This is a genomic window from Pseudomonas sp. 05N36 (assembly GCF_056397385.1).
Genome location: NZ_JBFTNH010000005.1, coordinates 57,480 through 72,988, shown reverse-complemented (window position 1 = coordinate 72,988; position 15,509 = coordinate 57,480). Strand labels below are relative to the sequence as shown.

Genomic DNA, 15,509 nt, shown 5'->3' with positions numbered 1-15,509 from the left:
CGCCGCAGGCGCGGTGTTACTGCGCGGTAGGACCCACTTCACGCAACGGCTTGCCACGTACCGGGGCGTCGCCCGCGACGTAGTACTTGGCCTTGCTGCGTGGCAGTGGCTGACGACCACGGATCTTGTCGGCGATTTTCTCGGCGATCATGATCGTTGGCGCGTTCAGGTTACCGGTGGTGATCAGCGGCATGATCGAGGCATCGACCACACGCAGGCCCTGCATCCCGTGGACACGACCCTGGCCATCGACCACGGCCATCTCGTCGGTGCCCATTTTGCAGGAGCAGGACGGGTGGAACGCGGTTTCGGCGTGTTCACGGATGAACTTGTCGAGTTGCTCATCGGTTTGCACTTCGATGCCCGGGCTCAGCTCGCGACCACGGAACGCGTCGAGTGCCGGCTGTTGCATGATTTCACGGGTCAGGCGGATGCCGTCACGGAATTCCTGCCAGTCTTGCTCGGTGGCCATGTAGTTGAACAGGATGCTCGGGTGCTGGCGCGGATCCTTGGATTTGACCTGGATGCGGCCACGGCTTGGCGAACGCATGGAACCCATGTGCGCCTGGAAACCGTGCTCTTTCACGCCGTTGCTGCCGTTGTAGTTAATCGCCACCGGCAGGAAGTGGTACTGAATGTTCGGCCATTCGAAGTCCGGACGCGTACGGATAAAACCGCCGGCCTCGAACTGGTTGCTGGCGCCGATGCCGGTGCCATTGAACAACCACTCGGCACCAATGGCCGGCTGGTTGTACCAGAGCAGCGACGGGTACAGCGAAACCGGCTGGGTGCACGCGTATTGCAGGTACAGCTCCAAGTGGTCCTGCAGGTTCTCGCCAACGCCAGGCAGGTCGTGAACCACCGGAATGTCGAGGCTCTTGAGCAGCTTGGCCGGGCCGACGCCGGAGCGTTGCAGGATTTGCGGCGAAGCAATCGCGCCGCTGCACAGCAACACTTCTTTGCGTGCACGGGCTTCAACGGGCTCTTCGGCGCTGCCCACCAGGTAACGGACGCCGATCGCACGCTTGCCTTCGAACAGAATCTTGTCGGTCAGGGCGTGGGTGACGATGTTCAGGGTCGAACGCTTTTTGGCGATGTCCAGGTAGCCGCGCGCGGTGCTGGAGCGACGGCCCTTAGGCGTCACGGTACGGTCCATCGGACCGAAACCTTCCTGCTGGTAGCCGTTCAGGTCTTCGGTGCGCGGGTAACCGGCTTGTACGCCTGCTTCAACCATCGCGTGGAACAGCGGGTTGTTGCCGGCTTTAGGCGTGGTCACGCTGACCGGGCCTTCGCCACCGTGGTAGTCGTTCGGGCCGATGTCGCGGGTTTCCGCTTTGCGGAAATACGGCAGGCAGTCCAGGTAGGTCCAGTCTTCCAGGCCAGGGTTTTTCGCCCAGCCGTCGTAGTCCATGGCGTTACCGCGGATGTAGCACATGCCGTTGATCAGCGAAGAACCGCCCAGGCCCTTGCCGCGACCGCATTCCATCCGGCGGCCGTCCATGTGTGGCTCTGGATCGGTCTCGTAGGCCCAGTTGTAGCGACGGCCTTGCAGCGGGAACGCCAGTGCCGCAGGCATTTGTGTGCGGAAGTCTAAACGGTAGTCCGGACCGCCGGCTTCGAGCAGCAGGACGGTGACGCCTGCATCTTCAGTCAGACGGGTCGCCAGGGTGTTACCGGCAGAGCCGGCCCCGATGATGATGTAGTCGTATTCGTGGGACATTGAATGCACCCTCTTTGAAGTTGGTCAGGTTCGGCCATGGCGAGCGCTGCGCACTCGATTCGCGAGCAGGCTCGCTCCCACATTGGAATGGGGTCCCTGTGGGAGCGAGCCTGCTCGCGATGACGGCCTCGCGGGCGAAGCAAATTTCGCCTTAGAAAACCGAGGCGTAATCGCCCAGCTCGACCTGTACCGATTTGATGCGGGTGAAGTTGTTCAGCGAGCTGATGCCGTTCTCACGGCCTACGCCCGACTGCTTGTAGCCGCCGACCGGCATCTTGGCGTCGGACTCGCCCCAGGCGTTGATCCAGCAGATACCGGCTTCCAGTTGATGAATCACACGGTGAGCGCGGTTCAGGTCACGGGTGACGACGCCGGCAGCCAGGCCGAACTCGGTGTCGTTGGCGCGGCGGATCACTTCTTCTTCGGTTTCGTAGGTGAGGATGCTCATCACCGGGCCAAAGATTTCTTCGCGAACGATGGTCATCTCGTCGGTGCAGTCGGTGAACACGGTCGGTGCCACGAAGGCGCCTTTGGCGAATTCGCCTTCGGTCAGACGCTCGCCGCCGCACAGCAGACGCGCGCCTTCTTCCTTACCTTTGGCGATGTAGCCGAGCACGCTTTCCATGTGGGCGAAGCTGACCAGCGGGCCGAAGTTGGTGTTTTCGTCTTGCGGGTTGCCGACGCGGATGCGCGCAACGCGTTCCACGATCTTGGCTTCGAAAGCGGCTTTCAGGTGGCTCGGTACGAACACGCGAGTGCCGTTGGTGCAGACCTGGCCGGAGCTGTAGAAGTTGGCCATCATCGCGGTGTCGGCGGCGCGATCGAGGTCGGCGTCATCGAAAATGATCAGCGGGGATTTGCCGCCCAGTTCCATGGTCACGTCTTTCAAGGACGAACCGGAAGCGCTGGCCATGACCTTCTTGCCGGTGTCGGTGCCGCCGGTGAAGGAGATTTTTTCGATGCGTGGGTGCTCGGTCAGCCAGGTGCCGACTTCACGGCCGCTGCCGGTCAGAACGTTGAACACGCCCGCTGGCAGGCCTGCTTCGGTGTAGATCTCAGCCAGTTTCAGGGTGGTCAGGGAAGTGACTTCGCTTGGCTTGAAGATCATCGCGTTACCGGCCGCCAGGGCTGGAGCGGATTTCCACAGGGCGATCTGGATCGGGTAGTTCCACGCGCCGATACCGGCCACGATGCCCAGTGGCTCGCGACGGGTGTAAACGAACGACGTGGTGCGCAGCGGGATTTGCTCGCCTTCGATGGCCGGCACCAGGCCTGCGTAGTATTCCAGTACGTCAGCGCCGGTAACGATGTCGACGTAACGGGTTTCGGAGTACGCCTTGCCGGTGTCCAGGGTTTCCAGGGCGGCCAGTTCATCGTTGCGCTCGCGCAGGATTTCAACGGCACGGCGCAGGATGCGCGAACGCTCCATGGCGGTCATCGCGGCCCAGATTTTCTGGCCCTTTTCGGCGCTGACGACAGCGCGCTCAACGTCGGCGAAGGTTGCACGTTGCACTGTGGCGAGAACTTCACCGTTAGCCGGGTTGATAGCTTCGAAGGTGGCGTCGCCGCTGGCGTCGGAGTAACCGCCGTCGATGTAAAGTTTTTGCAGTTCGAAACGGGCCATAGAGTCCTCGCAAGTGCATTAGTTATTGGCATTGGCCACTGGACGCGCCGTAAAACCTGGGCACGTTGATCAGTCGCCGTTCAGGGGCCGAGCGGTTATGTGTGCTCCAGCAACTCCTGTTTAGCCAGTTGGATATCCATATATTCGTAAGCGATTCGTTGTGCCTGCTCGGTGTCGAAAGCGTCTCCCGACAGCGCGCCGCGCAACCACAAACCATCAATCAGGGCCGCCAGTCCGCGTGCTGCGCTGCGTGCCTGATCAAGCGGCAGCACTCGGCGGAACTCGCAGCACAGGTTGGAATACAGGCGGTGATCGTTGATCCGCTGCAACCTGTGTAAAGACGGTTGGTGCATGCTGGTTGCCCAGAAGGCCAACCAGGTTTTCATTGCCGGGCCATTGACCTGGCTGGCGTCGAAGTTGCCTTCGATAATCACCTGAAGATGAGCCCGCGGGCTGTTATCTCTCAGCGCCAGGCGGCGCGCGGTGACGTTCTCGCTGAGGACGTTCATCAGATACCGCATCGTGGCGGCGATCAGGCCATTCTTGTCCTGAAAATAGTGACTGATGATGCCATTCGAGACACCGGCCAAACGGGCGATCAGCGCAATGCTGGCGTCCCCCATCCCGACCTGATCGACCGCCTGCAATGTGGCTTCGATCAACTGCTGGCGGCGGATGGGTTGCATACCGACCTTGGGCATCTTGCACATCTCCTTAGGCCTCCCGGTGGACGAAAAACGGCTACCGGATTGAGAGCCAGTCTATTTTGTTTTGATTGAACGTTCAATCAACAAAGAATAAGATCTGCGACAAATCGTCGCTGCCTACAGGTTTTTCCTACGTGTGGTTGGCGGAAAAACGACATCTGAAAATGCTCGAAACCCACACGGGGCATGCTGCGAACCGATTTCAATGGACGTATTGAATGGGCAAGACGCTCGGGGTCATGTGCTGTGTCATGTACGCGCACGCGATCTTCGAGGTCGGTTTTCAACACGGCTACCGCGGTTTCGGGCTTTTTTCGGGGTGTCTTTATATCACCCGCTGGTCGGCTGCCAACTAATCGATTGGTCGGGTACTGCTTTGCCTTGTGTCTTTCTCTCGCACTGCCTGGAGCATCTGTGCAATGAGTTCTGCCTCTCTTATAAAGACCCCACCCGAGAAGGTGGCGGTCAACGGCTGGGTGTTCTACACCTCGACCGCATTGATCCTGCTGCTGACCGCCATCCTCATCGCCGCGCCGCAAGAAGCCGGGAGAATGCTGGGGATCGCTCAGGCCTGGTTGTCGCGCAGCTTCGGTTGGTACTACATGGTGGTGATCGCCGCCTATCTGGTATTCGTCGTCGGCCTGGCGTTTTCGTCCTACGGCAAGCTCAAACTGGGCAGCAAGGACGATACTCCGGACTTCAGCTATGGCGCCTGGGCCGGGATGCTGTTCTCGTCCGGTATCGGTATCTCGCTGCTGTACTTCGGTGCATCCGAACCGCTGGATCACTACTTCAATCCGCCGGAAGGCGTGGCGGGCAGCAACCTGGCAGCGCGTCAGGCAGTACAGCTGACGTTCCTGCATTGGGGCCTGCATGGCTGGGCGATCTACGCTTTGGTCGGCTTGGCCGTGGCGTACTTTGCCTACCGTCATAACCAGCCGCTGGCGTTGCGTTCGGCGCTGTATCCGCTGGTGGGCGAGCGTTGGGTCAAAGGCGCGGCCGGTCATGCGGTAGACGGCTTTGGCATGTTCGTGACCCTGCTGGGTCTGGTGACCAACCTGGGGATCGGCTCGCTGCAAGTGTCGTCGGGTCTTGAGAACCTGTTCGGCATGGAGCACAGCAACACCAACCTGCTGATCGTGATCATCGTGATGAGCACCGTGGCGACCATCGCTGCCGTGTCGGGCGTGGAAAACGGTATCCGCCGTCTGTCCAACCTGAACATCGTGCTGTTCAGCGGCCTGCTGATTTTCGTCCTGCTGTTCGGCCCGACCCTGCACCTGCTCAACGGCTTCGTGCAGAACATCGGCGACTACCTGAACGGGGTGGTGCTGAAAACTTTCGACCTGTACGTGTACGAAGCCGACAACGCCAAATCCGAGCGCTGGTTGGGCCTGTGGACTCTGTTCTATTGGGCCTGGTGGATTTCCTGGGCGCCATTCGTAGGCATGTTCATCGCACGTATTTCTCGCGGTCGCACGGTGCGTGAACTGGTGGCCGGCGTGCTGCTGATTCCGCTGGGCTTCACCTTGGCCTGGTTGTCGATCTTCGGTAACTCGGCGCTGGATCTGGTGATGAACCACGGGGCGGTGGAGCTCGGGAAGACGGCGCTGGAACAGCCGTCCATGGCGATCTACCAACTGCTTGAGCACTACCCGGCGTCGAAGATCGTGATCGGCGTGTCGATTTTTGTCGGTTTCGTGTTGTTCCTGACCCCGGCCGACTCTGGCGCGGTGATGATGGCGAACCTGTCCTGCAAGGGCGGCAACGTCGACGAAGATGCCCCGCACTGGCTGCGGATCTTCTGGTCGGTAGTGATCACGCTGGTGACCATCGGCCTGCTGTTCGCCGGTAACTTCGAAGCCATGCAAACCATGGTCGTGCTGGCCGGCCTGCCGTTCTCGGTGGTGCTGGTGTTCTTCATGTTCGGCTTGCACAAGGCCATGCGCCAGGACGTGCAGATCGAGCAGGAACAGGCCGAACTGGCGGCGCGTGGTCGTCGTGGTTTCAGCGAGCGTCTGACCCAGCTGGACTTGCAACCGAGCCAGTCGATCGTTCAACGCTTCATGGACAAGCACGTCAGCCCGGCGCTGGAAGATGCGGCGGCACAACTGCGTACTCAGGGGCTGGACGTGCAAACGTTGTTGGGTAAAGCCAAGCGTTGCATGGGCGTGCGGATCGAGATGGAAGAGGGCAACCCGTTTGTCTACGAAGTGAGCCTGGACGGCTATCTGGCAGCGCCGAGCGAGTCGCCGAACCCGAATGAAGCGCGCACGCGTTACTACCGCGCCGAGGTGTACCTGCACAACGGCAGCCAGGACTACGACTTGATGGGCTTCACTCAGGATCAGATCACCCGTGATGTGCTCGATCAGTTTGAAAGCCATCGGCAGCTCCTGGGCCGGGTGTATAGCTAAGACTTGATAGGGCGCGGTGTTTCTCTCTGAAGCACCGCGTCGTGTTCTTCGCGAGCAAGCCCGCTCCCACATTCGACCGCATGTTTCTGATAGAACTCGGTCACCTGTGGGAGCGGGCTTGCTCGCGAAGGGGGCATCAGCGTCGAAGCCCCTTTACCCGCTATCCCGATAAACAAAAACGCCGCGATCCTCTCGCGGCGTTTTTGTGTCTGCTGTCTTACCCCAGGTTCTTGCCGAGCAGCGCGTGGTACAGCTCGCTGTCGCCGAGAATCCCCACCACTCGATTGTTGTCGTGCAGCACCAGCTTGTTGCCGGTCTGATAACGAATCTGCAACGCATCGCGCATGCCGATGTTCGAATCCACCAGCGTTGGGCGACGGCCCAGGCCTTCCACCGCTTGCCCCGGTACCCAGTTCTGCAAGTCCAGGCTGGAACCATTCTGGCGTGCACCTTTGATGGTGTTGCCTTCGGCCAGGTCCAGCCACGAGTCGCCGCCCGGATCCAGGCATACCGAACCGTTGATGCGTTTGCAGTTGTCCAGCGTGCGCATCAGGCTGCGACCGCACAGTACGTTCAGCGGGTTGGTGTGCGCGACGAAGGTCCGCACGTAGTCATCGGCCGGGTTGAGGACGATTTCTTCCGGCTTGCTGTACTGGATGATCCGGCCGTCTTTCATGATTGCGATACGGCTGCCGAGTTTCAGCGCTTCATCGAGGTCGTGACTCACGAAGACGATGGTCTTGTGCAGCTTGCGTTGCAGTTCCAGCAGTTCGTCTTGCAGGCCCTGGCGAATCAGCGGGTCAAGTGCCGAGAAGGGTTCGTCCATCAGCAGGATGTCGGCGTCCATCGCCAGCGCACGGGCCAGGCCCACACGTTGCTGCATACCGCCGGAGAGTTCGTCGGGCTTCTTGTTGCGCCATTGGGCCAGGCCCACCAGCTCGAGCTTGTCGTCGACCAGCTGGCGACGTTCCTTCTCGGGACGGCCCTGCATTTCGAGGCCGAAGCTGATGTTCTCGCGCACCGTCAGCCAGGGCATCAGGGCGAACTTCTGGAACACCATGGCGATGCGCTTGGTGCGCATCATTTTCAGCTCTGCAGGGGTGCAGGAAGCGATGTCGATCTGGCGGCCTTCATGCTCGACGAACAGCTTGCCACGGCTGACCGTGTTCAAACCGTTGATGCAGCGCAGCAGGCTGGATTTGCCGGAGCCGGAGAGGCCCATCAGCACGCAGATTTCGCCTTTCTCGATGTCCAGGCTGGCTTTTTCAACGCCAACGATTTGCCCGGTTTTCTTCAGGATCTGGTCGCGGGTCATGCCCTGATCCAGCAGCTTGAGGGCCTCGCGTGGATCCTTGGAGAAGATAACGTCGACGTTATCGAAGCGAATTATGCTCATGCGTCACCCCCTACTTTGGCGTCGGGTTGTTTGCAGATACGGTCGAGCATGATCGCCAGCAGTACGATCGCCAACCCGGCTTCGAAGCCCAGGGCGATATCAGCAGTGTTCAGTGCGTTGACCACGGGTTTGCCCAGGCCGTCGGCGCCCACCAGTGCCGCGATCACCACCATCGACAACGACAGCATGATGCACTGGGTGATACCGGCTGCGATGCTTGGCATGGCGTGGGGCAGTTCAATACGCGAGAGCAGCTGACGGCGCGAGCAGCCAAAGGCCTTGCCGGCGTCCATAAGTTCTTGCGGCACATCGCGGATGCCCAGGTAGGTCAGACGAATAGGCGCGGCAATCGCGAACACTACCGTCGAAATCAGACCCGGGACCACACCCAGACCGAACAGGGTCAGGGTAGGAATGAGGTACACGAACGTCGGTACGGTCTGCATCAGATCGAGCACCGGACGCATCAGCGTGTAGAACATCGGTTTGTGCGCGGCGACGATGCCCAACGGCACGCCTATGATCACGCAGACGAAAGTAGCGAACAGCACCTGGGCGAGGGTTTCCATGGTTTCCTGCCAGTAACCCAGATTGAGGATCAGCAGGAAGGAGGCGATGACGAAAGCGGTCAGGCCCCATTTGCGTTGGATGAAGTGAGCCAGCAATGCGATCAATCCGATCAGTGCCAGCGGGTTGAACCAGGTCAGCGCAAACGTCACGCCGTGGATCATCGTTTCCAGTGTCGTGGCGATCGCATCGAATGTGCTGGCGCCGTGTTGCGTCAACCATTCAACGAAGGCAGCGATGTACTGGCCTAAAGGGATTTTCTGATCAATCAGCATGGTAGTGAACGTCCGCATGCGAGGAAAAAAACAGCCCGGGCGAGCGAACTCGCCCGGCGTCAACGATTACTGTGCAAGCTTGGCTTTCACGGCTTCCAGGCCAGGTTTACCGTCAATGGTGGTCACGCCAGCGAGCCAGGTATCGAGTACCTGTGGGTTCTTTTTCAGCCAGGCCTTGGCGGCTGCGTCAGGCTTCATCTTGTCGTCCAGGATGTTGCCCATCAGCGAGCTTTCCATGTCTACGGTGAACTCCAGATTCTTCAGCAACTGGCCAACGTTGCTGCATTCCTGGGTGTAGCCCTTGCGGGTGTTGGTCAGGACTGTTGCCGCACCGAAATCCGGGCCGAAATAATCATCGCCACCGGTGAGGTACTGGATCTTGAAGCGCTTGTTCATCGGGTGCGGTGCCCAACCCAGGAACACCACGGCGGTATTGCGCTTCTGAGCACGGTCGACTTGCGAGAGCATGCCGGCTTCACTGGATTCGACCACTTTGAAACCAGCGTCTTTGAGGCCGAAGGCGTTCTTGTCGATCATACTCTGGATCAGGCGGTTGCCATCGTTGCCCGGCTCGATCCCATAGATTTTGCCGTCGAGTTCTTTCTTGAATTTGGTTATATCGGCGAAGTCATGCAGGCCTTTGTCGTAAAGCGCTTGCGGCACTGCCAGGGTGTACTTGGCGCCTTTGAGGTTGGTGCGCACGGTTTCCACGGTGCCGGCATCACGGTAGGCCTTGATGTCGTTTTCCATGGTCGGCATCCAGTTACCGAGGAACACGTCCATGTTCTTGCCGTCGGCCAGGGACTTGTAGGTCACCGGCACGGAAATCATGGTGGTCTTGGTCTTGTAGCCCAGCGCGTCGAGCACGACGCTGGTGGTCGCGGTTGTGGCGGTGATGTCGGTCCAGCCGACATCGGAGAAGTTTACGGTGCTGCACTGCGCCGGTTCTGCGGCATGAGCCAGAAGCGGCAGACTCAGCATCGCGGCCAACAACAACGACGGGGAACCTATTTTCATGGGTGGACTCCTGAGTGTTTTTTATGGCGGTGTTCTGACCGCACTTATGAGTGTTGCGGTTGGTCGGCGTTATGAAGACTGCTCTACCACAGCGCCGTGCAATCGAGTCGAGACTGATCATGGACCAGTGAAATTCTGACGCCTACAGGGTGCGTCGTATCCAGTACAGGGATGGTCGCTTCCAGTGTCGGTGAGGTCGTTTACAGCTTTTTTCAGCGCTTTTTAGTCCTCTGAACTGTAAAAAAACGGCCAAAACGTGCCGTCTGCGGCCAGCGGCGTTGGTGAGCATGGGTACGTCGGTGTGAGACGTCGAACGACATCGCAAAAGCCCGATGATGCGGTTATCTCGGCGGATCGCAGCTTGAGCGTAGCAGCTCCGTCACCGGGTGCTTTGACGCCTGGAATCTGCTCATCGAGGAGTCTCGCAAGTCATGGCTATCAGTGTTTTCGACCTGTTCAAAATCGGTATTGGCCCCTCTAGTTCGCACACGGTGGGGCCTATGCGCGCTGCGGCGTTGTTCGTCGAATCGTTGCGCGAGAAGGGGTTGCTGGAGCAGGTGCACCGGATCGAGGTCCAGCTGTTTGGTTCGTTGTCGGCTACCGGCATCGGTCACGGCAGCGACAATGCGGTGATCATGGGCTTGATGGGCGAATGGCCGGACGCGATTGACCCGTCGCAAATCGGTATTCGCATCGACACCTTGCGTGAAACCCACACCCTGTTGCTCGACGGTCGCTTGCCGGTGCCCTTCATCTGGGCACGGGACATGCGCCTGATCGATGAGAACCTGCCATTCCATCCCAATGCGATGACCCTGGTGGCTGAAGGCGAAAACGCTGAGTTGCACCGCGACACCTACTATTCAGTCGGCGGCGGTTTTGTCGTTGATGAGGCGCAGGCTTCAAGCGGCGTGGTCGATCTGGACAGCACCGTGTTGCCTTACGATTTTTCCAGCGCAGCGGAGCTGCTTTCCCTGTGCAAGAAACACAACTTGCGCGTCGCCGAGTTGATGATGGCGAACGAAAAGGTCTGGCGTTCGGAAGAGGAAATCCGCAGCGGCCTGATGAAACTCTGGCGCGCCATGCAGGACTGTGTCGAGCAGGGCCTCAAGCACGAAGGCATCCTGCCTGGTGGCCTGAATGTACGCCGCCGTGCCGCTAAGCTGCATCGCAGCCTGCAAGAGCTGAACAAGCCCAACGTGATCGGCTCGACCTTGAGCGCCATGGAGTGGGTCAACCTGTTCGCCCTCGCAGTCAACGAAGAGAATGCGGCGGGCGGGCGGATGGTCACGGCACCGACTAATGGCGCGGCAGGGATCATCCCGGCGGTGTTGCACTACTTCATGAAGTTCAGCGAGGCGGTGACGGACGCTAACGTCGTCGACTATTTCCTCGGTGCGGCGGCGGTCGGGATCCTGTGTAAAAAGAACGCTTCGATTTCCGGCGCTGAAGTCGGTTGCCAGGGTGAGGTCGGTTCGGCCTGCGCGATGGCGGCGGCCGGGTTGGCGGAGATTCTTGGTGCGACGCCGGAACAACTCTGCAACGCGGCGGAAATCGGCCTGGAGCACAACCTTGGCCTGACGTGCGACCCGGTCGGCGGGCTGGTGCAGGTGCCGTGCATCGAGCGCAACGCGATTGCCGCGGTGAAGGCGATCAATGCTGCACAAATGGCCTTGCGCGGTGACGGTCAGCACTTCATCTCGCTGGACCGGGTGATCCGCACCATGCGCGATACCGGCGCCGACATGCACGATAAATACAAAGAGACATCGCGCGGTGGGTTGGCAGTCAGCGCGGTTGAGTGCTGAGACCGATTTGACCCCGATCGCGAGCAGGCTCGCTCCCACATTGGATTTGTGAGCGCTGCAAAACCAGTGTGGGAGCGAGCCTGCTCGCGATGAGGGAGGACCAGTCAAAACTGCGCGTTAAGTGAACACTGATCCAACTGAGCGCCACCTTTTAGCGCGTCGCAAATAGGCAACAAATATAGTCAACGGTCAGACGTCATTCCGGGCTCTGACCGCTCGTCACCTGTGCTTGGGGTGACACTCTTTCCCGGCACTTTTGATGCGCTTCCCAAAAGTGCTACCGATTTGCTCACACCCCGCGGGGTAGGGCATCTGCCAGCCTGATAACCCTTACGCGTCGACTGACCTCTATAGACACATATAGACACATCGCGACGTCGTTTTCAGGAGTTATTGAATGCGCATTCAATTTTAGGCATGGCAATTGCTCTGTCATAACAAAGCCCCGTCTCACGCAAGAGAACGATGGCCATAACAAGAGCCTCCGCCTGAGGCCATCACCCGCTTTGTGTGAGGAGATACCGCGATGACGTCGTTCAACTCCGGGGCCCAACCCCAGAACCGTGCGCCTCAATCCATCGGCTTTTTGCTGCTGGACAATTTCACGCTGATTTCCCTGGCTTCCGCAGTAGAACCCCTGCGCATGGCCAACCAATTGTCCGGTCGCGAGCTGTATCGCTGGAGCACCCTCACCGTTGACGGCGGCCAGGTCTGGGCCAGTGACGGTCTGCAAATCACCCCTGACGCCTCCATGCACAAAGCCCCGGCCCTGGACACCGTGATTGTCTGCGGTGGCATCGGCATTCAACGCACCGTAACCCGTGAACACGTGTCGTGGCTGCAAAGCCAGGCCCGTCAGTCGCGCCGCCTTGGCGCCGTCTGCACCGGCAGCTGGGCCTTGGCGTGTGCTGGTCTGCTGGACGGTTTCGATTGCAGCGTGCACTGGGAATGTCTGGCGTCGATGCAGGAAGCTTTCCCGCGGGTGGCCATGAGCACTCGCTTGTTCACCCTCGACCGTAACCGCTTCACCAGCTCCGGCGGCACCGCGCCACTGGACATGATGCTGCACCTGATCAGCCGCGACCACGGCCGCGAACTGTCGGCGGCGATCTCGGAGATGTTCGTCTACGAGCGCATCCGTAACGAGCAGGATCACCAGCGCGTGCCGCTCAAGCACATGCTGGGCACCAATCAGCCGAAGTTGCAGGAAATCGTCGCGCTGATGGAAGCCAACCTTGAAGAGCCGATCGACCTCGATGAACTGGCGGTGTACGTCGCGGTATCGCGTCGTCAGCTGGAGCGGCTGTTCCAGAAATACCTGCACTGCTCGCCGTCGCGCTACTACCTCAAGCTGCGGCTGATCCGCGCCCGGCAATTGCTCAAGCAAACGCCGATGTCGATCATCGAAGTGGCCTCGGTCTGCGGCTTCGTGTCGACCCCGCACTTCTCCAAGTGCTACCGCGAATACTTCGGCATTCCACCGCGTGACGAACGCGTCGGTTCCAACACCACCCAACAGGTGGCGATGATGCCGATCCCGCAGGCACTGGTGCTGGCACCGTTGTCCGGGCCGATGTCGGCATTGAGCCAGGCGCGTAACGAGTCGACTTTCGCTAGCGTAAGGCTCTAAACCGCAGCGCCTTCATCGCGAGCAGGCTCGCTCCCACAGGATTTACGCGGTCCTTGTGGGAGCGAGCCTGCTCGCGATTGGGTTTATCAGGCGCTACGGCTTTGCTGGTACAGCGCCAATGCCGGCAGTAGTTGCTTGTCGATCGCCTGGCGCACGGCGGGCAGAATCGTTGCGCTGCTGGTGTACATGTCCTTGACCATCTTGCGCAGCTCATAGGCTCGCGTGTCATCCAGGCCACGTACCGCGCATTCACAGGCCTGCTCTGCAGTGGCCCCCATCGGGACTTCAAATCCGCGTGCCTTGAGCTGGCCCAACAGGTCTTCCTGGTCAATCAAATCAGCGTGCATCATGACGCAATCCTTCTTCAGGGAACGGTGTCGTGGTTCGATTCTGGTAGCGGTGATGGGGCGGGGCAAGGACGATTTGTCGCAATGGCCGCTATACCTATGAACAGGTCGTTTTCGACTAACTTGCGTGAGCGGGGAGTAGGCACACTGGATTCAGCTGGCTTCACGAAGGTTTGGTCACCCTCGCGCAACAGCTCCTCAACAGTAACTTCTGCCTCGATCCTGTCACGGCTTGATCGGGGTTTTTTTTGTCTGTGAATCAGGTCGTTATGGGTGTCCGGTCTACCGCCATCGTCGGAACGATGACGCGGTCTAGCGTTGCAGCACGAGAATCCGCGACAGCAATTCATCGCGATCGATGTAGCAGCCCTGGAAATGCCGGGCGCCGCTGCTGGGGTCGAAAGCGTTACGCGCATGTAGGGTTCGGCGGTTGTCGAAGCACCACATTTCACCAGGATTGAGCCGGGTGATAAGCCTGAAACGCGCTTCGCGGGTCATGGCGATAAACCGTCGATAGGCGCGGTACAAGCTGGGCATCTGCTCGACCGATGCATCGAACGGCCCCCGCAGGAAATTCGCCATGCGGATTTCCGACACTTGTCCCTGCGTATCGAGGGCGATGATCGGCGCCAGGCAGCGGTAGTCGCTGTGGCGGTCCTTGTTGCGAAACTCCACGGGGATCTCGCACAGCGCACGGAAGGCTTCGGGGTCTTCCTGGCGCAAGGCGTCGGCAATGGCAAAACCGTCGACAAAAATGCTCTCGCCACCGTCCGCGTCATTGACCAGGCAATGCAGGAATTGCAGCCCCGGTTGCAACTCGCGCGTCGGCAGGTCGCTGTGCAGCGGCAGGTTGAATGCGGTGTAAGCGTTGCTGTCGGCGTCAGCCTTGGATTGCACGTTGAACAGCACACCGAAATTGCTCTCGCGGATAAATGAAATCCGCTTGGCGATGTGCGTCAGCGAGCCGGGTTCGGTGGGGACGCCGCGCACCTGGGTCAGGCCGATATCGCGCAGTGCCAGAAGCCATTGCAGCAGGGCTTTGGGATCCTCCATTACCGCCTGATAGGCGAACACTGGCAGCTTCAGTTGACTGTTCCACAGCTGGCTTTTCGGTTTGCCGGCGCTGCGCTCGGCCCGGGATTTATCGTCATAGGCGTGAGCACGCAACCAGCCGGGATCGAAGCGGCTGGTATGGCCGTCCGACCAGTCGATAGACAGACAGCCCTCGGCATCCACTTGGGTCACGGCGGGGCGCAGATCTTCAGCGACATCGACGATTTCCAGCACCTGCTCGCGGGTCACGGCATACACGCAAACCGGGCACGGACAGTTGTCGCGCAACCATTGATGATGAAAGGGGCTGACCCGGCCATCGGCCCAGGTCACCCGCACGTGATCCGCCAGGGTTTGCACGGCGGTCAAGGCGCTGATCAGCGGGTAACTGCGGAAGTCGGCAACAGCGGCGGCGGTGTTCATGCGAGCTCCTTGTCTTGGTTGTTATTTTTCAGGCGGTAGTGCGATCACTCGGCCAATATAGGCTGGGGTGGGCAGGTCCGATTGCAATGCGGTCATGGCCAGCAGTTTGTTCAGCACCGGTTCGCTGAACGGTGCCGAACGCGGCCCCGCGAGGTCGACGTGCAGCAGCATTTGTTCGTTGCCCGCCAGTTCCTGTGCGTCGCCGACCAAATGCAGGCTGTGATAAAGGTGCAGGCGTTTACGGTCGTGACCGATGATTTGGGTATGCACCTCGACCTCGGCGCCGAGCTTCACTTCGTGCAGGTAGTTGAGGTGCAGTTCGAGGGTGAACAACGAGTTGCCGCTGGCTTCGCGGTTATTGCTGTCCATGCCCAGTTGATCCATCAGCGCATCGGTGGCGTAGCTGAAAATCAGCAGGTAAAACGCATCGCGCAGATGGCCGTTGTAGTCGACCCAGTCGGGGGCGATGGTGGTTGTGTAGGTGGTGAGGGTTGGCATTGTTCAGGTTCCGACGTTGGTGGTGAC

13 protein-coding genes are annotated in these 15,509 nt (G+C 59.8%); 4 read left to right on the top strand and 9 right to left on the bottom strand.

Annotated elements, in window-relative coordinates:
• Window positions 1-16 precede the first annotated feature (16 nt).
• The 3 genes from betA to betI all read right to left on the bottom strand — a co-directional run bounded on the left by betA (window position 17) and on the right by betI (window position 4,045).
• On the bottom strand, window positions 17-1,720 hold the full coding sequence (gene betA, locus AC1DIH_RS08710) for a choline dehydrogenase (RefSeq protein WP_054594395.1): 1,704 nt from the start codon (window positions 1,718-1,720) through the stop codon (window positions 17-19).
• 151 nt (window positions 1,721-1,871) lie between these two features.
• Window positions 1,872-3,344: a betaine-aldehyde dehydrogenase gene (gene betB, locus AC1DIH_RS08705; RefSeq protein WP_477771386.1), complete on the bottom strand. Its 1,473-nt coding sequence runs from the start codon at window positions 3,342-3,344 to the stop codon at window positions 1,872-1,874.
• 95 nt (window positions 3,345-3,439) lie between these two features.
• The gene (gene betI, locus AC1DIH_RS08700) at window positions 3,440-4,045 is read right to left on the bottom strand and encodes a transcriptional regulator BetI (RefSeq protein ID WP_477771385.1); all 606 of its coding nucleotides are present in this window, start codon (window positions 4,043-4,045) and stop codon (window positions 3,440-3,442) included.
• Window positions 4,046-4,269: 224 nt separating this feature from the next.
• Here betI and AC1DIH_RS08695 point away from each other — a divergent pair, with 224 nt between their 5' ends.
• The gene (locus AC1DIH_RS08695; RefSeq protein ID WP_477771384.1) at window positions 4,270-4,407 is read left to right on the top strand and encodes a hypothetical protein; all 138 of its coding nucleotides are present in this window, start codon (window positions 4,270-4,272) and stop codon (window positions 4,405-4,407) included.
• Between the two features lie 120 nt (window positions 4,408-4,527).
• Entirely contained in the window at window positions 4,528-6,468 is a 1,941-nt protein-coding gene (locus AC1DIH_RS08690) for a BCCT family transporter (RefSeq protein WP_477771585.1), read from the top strand.
• 217 nt (window positions 6,469-6,685) lie between these two features.
• Here AC1DIH_RS08690 and choV read toward each other — a convergent pair whose 3' ends face one another.
• The 3 genes from choV to AC1DIH_RS08675 all read right to left on the bottom strand — a co-directional run bounded on the left by choV (window position 6,686) and on the right by AC1DIH_RS08675 (window position 9,723).
• Window positions 6,686-7,864, bottom strand: coding sequence for a choline ABC transporter ATP-binding protein (gene choV, locus AC1DIH_RS08685; protein ID WP_477767399.1), 1,179 nt, complete (start codon window positions 7,862-7,864; stop codon window positions 6,686-6,688).
• Window positions 7,861-8,706 carry a choline ABC transporter permease subunit gene (choW, locus tag AC1DIH_RS08680; protein ID WP_477771383.1) on the bottom strand — a complete coding sequence of 282 codons (846 nt, stop codon included), beginning with the start codon at window positions 8,704-8,706 and terminating at the stop codon, window positions 7,861-7,863. Before choW ends, choV begins: the two co-directional genes overlap by 4 nt.
• Window positions 8,707-8,772: 66 nt before the next feature.
• Entirely contained in the window at window positions 8,773-9,723 is a 951-nt protein-coding gene (locus tag AC1DIH_RS08675) for a choline ABC transporter substrate-binding protein (RefSeq protein ID WP_477771382.1), read from the bottom strand.
• 431 nt (window positions 9,724-10,154) lie between these two features.
• On the opposite strand from AC1DIH_RS08675, the gene AC1DIH_RS08670 reads away from it, so the two are divergent.
• Both AC1DIH_RS08670 and gbdR read left to right on the top strand, forming a co-directional pair.
• Window positions 10,155-11,531 (top strand): L-serine ammonia-lyase, encoded by a 1,377-nt coding sequence (locus tag AC1DIH_RS08670; protein WP_477771381.1) that lies wholly within the window; start codon window positions 10,155-10,157, stop codon window positions 11,529-11,531.
• 526 nt (window positions 11,532-12,057) lie between these two features.
• Complete coding sequence (gbdR, locus tag AC1DIH_RS08665; protein WP_071553003.1) at window positions 12,058-13,161, top strand: choline metabolism transcriptional regulator GbdR; 1,104 nt, start codon at window positions 12,058-12,060, stop codon at window positions 13,159-13,161.
• A gap of 86 nt (window positions 13,162-13,247) precedes the next feature.
• Here gbdR and AC1DIH_RS08660 read toward each other — a convergent pair whose 3' ends face one another.
• From AC1DIH_RS08660 to AC1DIH_RS08650, 3 genes are all read right to left on the bottom strand, one after another.
• A complete protein-coding gene (locus tag AC1DIH_RS08660) occupies window positions 13,248-13,511 on the bottom strand; it encodes a hypothetical protein (protein ID WP_019694012.1) in 264 nt (87 codons plus the stop codon).
• Window positions 13,512-13,820: 309 nt separating this feature from the next.
• Entirely contained in the window at window positions 13,821-14,984 is a 1,164-nt protein-coding gene (locus AC1DIH_RS08655) for a gamma-butyrobetaine dioxygenase (RefSeq protein ID WP_477771380.1), read from the bottom strand.
• A gap of 21 nt (window positions 14,985-15,005) precedes the next feature.
• Window positions 15,006-15,482, bottom strand: coding sequence for a thioesterase family protein (locus AC1DIH_RS08650; protein WP_477771379.1), 477 nt, complete (start codon window positions 15,480-15,482; stop codon window positions 15,006-15,008).
• Window positions 15,483-15,509: the final 27 nt, after the last annotated feature.